Here is a 6,713-nt window from a genome sequence, read left to right on the forward strand (position 1 = left end):
TAGAAGAATATACACGCCAAAATAGAGAAAGGTGAATTTGAGTACGCTCAAATTCACCTTTCTCATTATTTGAAGCTAGTTATGTCCCAGCCTCTTTTATTTCTCAATCGACATTTCATTCGCTTTCTTATGATAAGATTGGAAGCTAGTAATCAACTTATCAAGATGCTCGACCTGCTCGTTGTAATCAATAATAGTGGAGATGATTTGCATGTTGTGCGAGAGAATGTCTTCATCCTCTAATGAAGCTTCCTTCTTTTGAGAAATGAAGAGGTTGAAGAGCTCTTTCCGATTTAGGAAGATGTCTCCCTCTTCAAAGACTACGTTCGGCCGTACTTTTCCAATAAATTTTAACATGATATGTTCATGATGATGAATAAGACAGTCTAGCTGCTGCTGAATAGCGTTTCGGTAATCCAAAGGCATTTCTTGAAGATCATTTTCAAAACGATGCAGTTTCCTTAAAGTATCCAGGGATCTTTTTACAGTAGAAATCATTTGACGATAAATAACGAGCCTTCGTGATTTTGGAATCGTGTCCTTTTTGAAATAGTTTCGCTCTTCCTTATACATACTATATAGATGGTCAAGGCTTCTAACACTTGCCTTCATTTTCCCAATATCATTTTTGAGCAGTTTATGCTCGGAGGCGTGTCTTATTGTGAGCCGAATCCATTTGGTTGTTTCCTCTGTAATATCTGAGATGCCGTAGTATAATTTTTTCTCGTACTTTGGAGGCAGGAATAGCAAATTAACGATAAAAGCTGAAAACACCCCTAACATAACTGTAGAAAACCTAACCAGAGCAAATTGGATAAATTCATCACTAGGTGTTTCCATAATGACAATCATCGTTACAAGAGCTAATCCAATTGTATTTTCTATTTTGAGCTTCAAGTTAATTGTAATGACAACAATCGCTGCTAACCCGATAATGAACATATCATTGCCGAATAATAGAACAAACACTACTGCCGTTAGTGCCCCAATCGCATTTCCCTGAACCTGTTCAATAATAGATAAGAAGGACCGGTAAATCGTAGGCTGAATGGCGAAAATCGCCGCAATGGCGGCAAAGACTGGAGAAGGCAGCTGAAACACTTGAGATAAAAATAATGATAGAATAATTGCGATTCCCGTTTTTAATATGCGGGCGCCAAGCTTCATACTTAATTGTTTCCTTTCTATCAGAAGATGCCTTCTGTTTATAAACTTAAACTAATAAAGGTAATCATAACGATTTAAATGTTAAGTTAACAAGCAAATCCTTCATGACCATGACATTAATGTACTATACATGGATATAAGAAGAAGTACAATGGGCATTTTCGTAAATTTTTTACAATAGTTTGTCCTGTTTTTATTTAGAAAAAAGGAGCGAAAAAATCGCTCCTTCAATCATATGAATGAGATTAATATTTATTCTTCCCCTAATGCTTGAAAGGCATTTTGTACTGCATGAATCGTTGCTTCGATGTCTTCCTCCGTATGAGCGATTGTAAGGAACCATGCTTCATACTTGGATGGCGCAAGGTTGATTCCTTGTTTTAACATGAGCTTGAAGAATTTCGCAAACATTTCTCCGTCTGTATTCTCTGCTTGGTCGTAGTTAACAACTTTTTCATTTGTAAAATAGACTGTAAGCGCACCCTTCAAACGATTGATCGTAATCGGGATATTGTACTCCTTTGCCGCAGCAGCAATTCCTTCCTCAAGCTGCGAACCAAGTCTGTCGAGATACTCATATACACCCTTTTGCTGTAAAACCTCAAGACATGCGATTCCTGATAAAATAGATGCCGGATTTCCTGCCATTGTTCCCGCTTGATAGGCAGGACCTAATGGAGCCACTTTTTCCATGATTTCTTTCTTGCCGCCGTATGCACCAATTGGCAGGCCGCCGCCAATAATTTTTCCCATCGCAGTTAAATCAGGAGTAACGCCTAATAAATCCTGTGCACCTCCGTACATAAATCGGAAAGCGGTTATGACCTCATCATAAATAACAAGTGCACCTGCAGCATGTGTTAATTCATTAATTTGTTCCAAGAAGCCTGGCATTGGTTCAACTATGCCAAAATTGCCGACAATTGGCTCCACAAGAACGGCTGCCACTTCATTGCCCCATTTTTCTAATGCTTCTTTAAATGGCTCGATATCATTGAATGGAACCGTAATTACCTCTTGAGCAATACTCTTTGGGACACCAGCTGAATCTGGCGTTCCAAGTGTCGCTGGGCCTGACCCTGCTGCAACGAGAACGAGATCAGAATGACCATGATAGCATCCAGCAAATTTAATGATCTTGTCTCTGCCTGTATAAGCACGTGCTACGCGAATGGTTGTCATAACTGCTTCTGTTCCAGAATTAACGAAACGAACCTTTTCTAATGCTGGCATAGCTTCCTTGAGCATTGCAGCAAACTTCACTTCATGGGGAGTAGGTGTTCCATATAGTACACCTGTTTCAGCAGCTTTCTTAATGGCTTCTGTAATGTGAGGATGAGCATGACCTGTAATAATGGGTCCGTAAGCGGCTAAATAATCAATATATTGATTCCCATCAACATCCCAAAAGTAGGCTCCTTGTCCTCTCTCCATAACGACCGGGGCACCGCCGCCTACGGCTTTATATGAACGGGAAGGACTGTTTACACCTCCGACAATATGCTCAAGTGCCTCTTTATGTATGCGTTCTGAATTTGTAAATTGCATGTGTGCTTCCTCCTTGATATAAGTGCTAACTTACCATATCTTATCATGTTTTGTGGCTAGAATGCTTCATTTCATAATTGCGACTTTTCCAAGGATACAAGCTGTCATATGAATTTAACGATAGGCGTATAGTTTAAGAGAGGCAAAGAGGAAAGTGGGCGTGTAAATGGTTTTTTATATATCCCTTGTATTTATTGTTTTCTGTATGATCATGAGCGTAAGAACTTTATTTTTGCCACACACCATTAAAGGAAAAAAGGTAAGCTTTGAAAACTTTATTTATTTGGCCTTTATTTATGTAACTGTCATGATTGGGTTCGGTCTCATATATATTCTTCTTGATATAAATGGCTATACTGTTTTTACGGAAGGAACGGTTGGTTTAGATGGTGATTTTCTGAATAAATTAGAAACAGGTTTTTATTTCAGTGCTGTAACCTTATTTTCCGTTGGTTATGGAGACATTGCCCCAATCGGGATCGGAAGAATGATTGCAGTGCTTGAAGCGCTCATTGGTTATACGATACCCGCTGCTTTTGTGTTTAGAGCGGTATTTGAGATGGAGAAGAAATTGTAGCGGCCGTCAAGGTGATTTTGTTGTTTTTCTTGGAAAAATTGGATAGGCTTATGGAAAAAGCATATAGGAGGAATTTCAATGGCTGTTTCGATCGGTGAATTAGCTCCCGACTTTGCACTTGAAGCAAGTAATGGAGAAACGATTAAACTATCTGATTTTCGAGGAAAAAATATTGTCTTGTATTTCTATCCAAAGGATATGACTCCTGGATGTACGACACAGGCATGTGATTTCAGGGACAAGCATAGCCAATTCGCTGATGTGGATGCAGTGATCCTTGGAGTAAGTCCTGATCCACTTGCCCGCCATGAGAAATTTATTGAAAAATATGATTTGCCCTTTATCTTACTGGCAGACGAGGAAAATAATGCGGCAGAGGCTTTTGACGTATGGAAGCTAAAGAAAAACTTTGGCAAGGAATACATGGGAATTGAACGTTCTACTTTTATCATCGATAAGGCTGGCAAGCTAGTAAAAGAATGGAGAAAGGTGAAGGTTAAGGGGCATGTAGAGGAAGCACTTGAGTATATTAAGGAAAATCTCTCATAAATACAGCCTATTTTTTTCTAACAAGGCTTTTGTCCACTCATCTGGCAATGTTTTGAATATCATTTTATTAGGGCATACCTCCTCAGATATATTTTGAAGCGGATCTTAAAGGATTCGCTTTTTTTCTTTTTATGTTTTTAAATATAGTTATTAGTCATATAGTAAATTAAGAATCAACGAAACAAGGAGGGGATAAAAAATCTTCCGATTGGATTAGATTTAATAAAAAGCCTTCAACTATCCATTTTGTAGTTTGCAATGTTGACAAATGTAGTAATGAATGAGTAAACTATTTATAAAGATTATAAAGTAATAATTCTTGTTAGAAAAGAGGTGCATGGCCGGTGGCGCAAATTCAATTAAAGGAAGCGCTTGAAACTTTAAAGGATACTGGAGTTCGCATAACACCACAGCGTCATGCGATACTTGAATATTTAATAAACTCCATGTCACACCCTACTGCAGACGATATATACAAGGCTTTAGAAGGAAAGTTTCCGAATATGAGTGTGGCAACAGTTTACAATAATTTACGAGTATTTCGTGAGGTTGGACTTGTTAAGGAACTGACTTATGGAGATGCATCAAGTCGTTTTGACTTTGTAACAACCCATCATTACCATGTGATTTGTGAAAAATGCGGAAAAATCGTTGACTTCCATTATCCTGGTCTAGATGAAGTTGAGCATTTAGCATCCCATGTTACAGGTTTTAAGATTAGCCATCATCGTATGGAAATTTATGGAACCTGCCCTGATTGTTCAATTAAAGAGGCGCATTAATAAACATTAGCTGCTGGTCAAAGTACCGACAGCTTATTTTTATGGTCATTTTCGTTTGAGTAGTTGATTAAGGGGAAAAATAAAAATCTCGGCTATCACCGAGATTTTTTATTATAATTTTCATCGAATTCTTTGCCCTCTAGATTGCGATCTAGTGTTAACGGTTCATTGCAGTACATGCACATATCAACGCGGCCTAATATTTTTGTATGTTTGCCGCAATTGGGACAGACAACCTGAACTGTCTTAGTTGATAGCATCCCAATCCAAAAATAAACTACTGTACTTGCAATAATAAAGACGGTTCCAAATAGCATAAAGATGGTCATGAGCAGAGGGGAGTTTCTGAAAAAGATCCCAAGATACATGACTAAAAAACCGACAAATATTAAAGCAAGGGCAAATGTTCGAATTTTATTGATTTTACTTGAATATTTAGCCATTTAAGTCCCTCCTACGGAAATACTATAACATATCAAATGAAAGATAATAAGTAGTATAGGAGAGAAATAAGATTTCTAGAATCGAATCGAAATAAGAAAATGTGTGCCGCTTTTCTTTTTTAAGAAGGATTATTTAAAAAAATTGTCGAAGATATATTAAATCCAAGCTAAAAAGATGGATCGCACAATGATAATAGAAGCTAATAAAGAATATGGAGGAATAGTAATGGAAGATATTCTCCGCCCCATTTATCAAGAACGAGCTAGTCAAGCAAATACTCTCGGAGTGTTATTGATAAAGAAACAACAGAAGAATATAGCCGCAACAAACACCTTTGATGTTATTTTGCTCATATTAGTGAAGGAAGCCGAATCGCCCGTATATGTTAAGCATTATACTTATAACGATCAGAAGGCAGCTTTATATATGATTACGGATGAGCAGCTGCATGAATGGATCTTACTTGGTTCAAATAAGAAGATTTTTGAATGGTTATATAACGGGAAAGTAATTTTCGAACGTAATGAATATTTTCATAAGATTAATACAGAACTAAGAGATTTCCCGTTCAATGGCCGTAAATTGAAAATGGGAATAGAATTTGCAAAACTAATTCGTCGGTATATGGACGGAAAGGTTTTTTTTGAGAATGGACATTATTTAGATGCGTATAATCATATCGTTCATTCTCTCCATCATCTCGCTCGACTTGCCTTAATTGAGCAAGGCTTTCACCCTGAAGTAACAGTATGGCAGCAAATTAAACAAATTGAACCAGAAATATTAAAACTTTATGAAGAACTAGTAAACAGCCATGAGCCTTTAGATAAAAGGTTAGAGCTTCTTTTCTTAGCAAGTGAGTTTTTAATCCATTCCAAAACGAAAAGCGGAATCAGTCATTTAGTGGATGTTCTATCAGAAAAAGAATTCTGGTCCATAAATGAAATGATAAACCATAAAGAATCACAGCACTATTCAGTGGATTTAGGAATACTGATAGAATATTTAATCGATAGAAATATGATTGAAGTCGTAACGATAGAAACAAAGGGGAAAGGTGTCTTTCATCGTTATTATAAACTTAGCAAAAAGTTATTGTGAAAAAACAAAAAAGTTATTGACCTTTTATTAAATACTTGATATATTAATATCCGTCGCTGCGATTTGTTGAATGAAACGAAGGGCAGCTGGCGGATGAATGTTTTAAAAAGGTATTGACATCAACTTCAACACATGTTATATTAGAAAAGTCGCTTCTGAGCGACGAGGTAGTTCTTTGAAAACTGAACGAACAAAAACGTCAACGTTTTAGTCTTTTTATCAAAAAGACATTTATGAGCTAATCAACTCAACTTTATTGGAGAGTTTGATCCTGGCTCAGGACGAACGCTGGCGGCGTGCCTAATACATGCAAGTCGAGCGAATCTGAAGGAGCTTGCTCCCGAAGATTAGCGGCGGACGGGTGAGTAACACGTGGGCAACCTGCCTGTAAGACTGGGATAACTTCGGGAAACCGGAGCTAATACCGGATAATTCTTTTCTACTCATGTAGGAAAGCTGAAAGATGGCTCCGGCTATCACTTACAGATGGGCCCGCGGCGCATTAGCTAGTTGGTGAGGTAACGGCTCACCAAGGCAACGATGCG

At 37.7% G+C, this 6,713-nt stretch carries 7 protein-coding genes and 1 rRNA gene (1 of these 8 running past the window's edge); 5 read left to right on the top strand and 3 right to left on the bottom strand.

Annotated features, from left to right (window positions below; all coding sequences use genetic code 11):
* Positions 1–96: 96 nt before the first annotated feature.
* Positions 97–1,167 carry an FUSC family protein gene (locus AR328_RS18860; protein WP_066299891.1) on the bottom strand — a complete coding sequence of 357 codons (1,071 nt, stop codon included), beginning with the start codon at positions 1,165–1,167 and terminating at the stop codon, positions 97–99.
* 252 nt (positions 1,168–1,419) lie between these two features.
* A complete protein-coding gene (locus AR328_RS18865) occupies positions 1,420–2,715 on the bottom strand; it encodes a glutamate-1-semialdehyde 2,1-aminomutase (RefSeq protein ID WP_066299896.1) in 1,296 nt (431 codons plus the stop codon).
* A gap of 166 nt (positions 2,716–2,881) precedes the next feature.
* Here AR328_RS18865 and AR328_RS18870 point away from each other — a divergent pair, with 166 nt between their 5' ends.
* The 3 genes from AR328_RS18870 (at position 2,882) to perR (ending at position 4,623) form a co-directional block, all read left to right on the top strand.
* Entirely contained in the window at positions 2,882–3,292 is a 411-nt protein-coding gene (locus tag AR328_RS18870) for an ion channel (RefSeq protein ID WP_066299897.1), read from the top strand.
* A 78-nt stretch (positions 3,293–3,370) separates the two neighbouring features.
* Positions 3,371–3,841 carry a thioredoxin-dependent thiol peroxidase gene (gene bcp, locus AR328_RS18875; RefSeq protein WP_066299899.1) on the top strand — a complete coding sequence of 157 codons (471 nt, stop codon included), beginning with the start codon at positions 3,371–3,373 and terminating at the stop codon, positions 3,839–3,841.
* 344 nt (positions 3,842–4,185) lie between these two features.
* Positions 4,186–4,623, top strand: a complete 438-nt coding sequence (perR, locus tag AR328_RS18880; RefSeq protein WP_066299902.1) for a peroxide-responsive transcriptional repressor PerR — start codon at positions 4,186–4,188, stop codon at positions 4,621–4,623.
* 95 nt (positions 4,624–4,718) lie between these two features.
* Here perR and AR328_RS18885 read toward each other — a convergent pair whose 3' ends face one another.
* On the bottom strand, positions 4,719–5,066 hold the full coding sequence (locus AR328_RS18885; RefSeq protein ID WP_066299905.1) for a YgzB family protein: 348 nt from the start codon (positions 5,064–5,066) through the stop codon (positions 4,719–4,721).
* A 226-nt stretch (positions 5,067–5,292) separates the two neighbouring features.
* On the opposite strand from AR328_RS18885, the gene AR328_RS18890 reads away from it, so the two are divergent.
* Both AR328_RS18890 and AR328_RS18895 read left to right on the top strand, forming a co-directional pair.
* Complete coding sequence (locus AR328_RS18890; RefSeq protein WP_066299910.1) at positions 5,293–6,168, top strand: nucleotidyltransferase-like protein; 876 nt, start codon at positions 5,293–5,295, stop codon at positions 6,166–6,168.
* A 253-nt stretch (positions 6,169–6,421) separates the two neighbouring features.
* Positions 6,422–6,713: ribosomal RNA gene (locus tag AR328_RS18895) — 16S ribosomal RNA — on the top strand; it runs 1,251 nt beyond the window's last position.

Origin of the sequence: Bacillus sp. FJAT-29937 (assembly GCF_001509555.1) — a bacterium.
In the GTDB taxonomy this organism is placed as follows: domain Bacteria; phylum Bacillota; class Bacilli; order Bacillales; family Cytobacillaceae; genus Cytobacillus.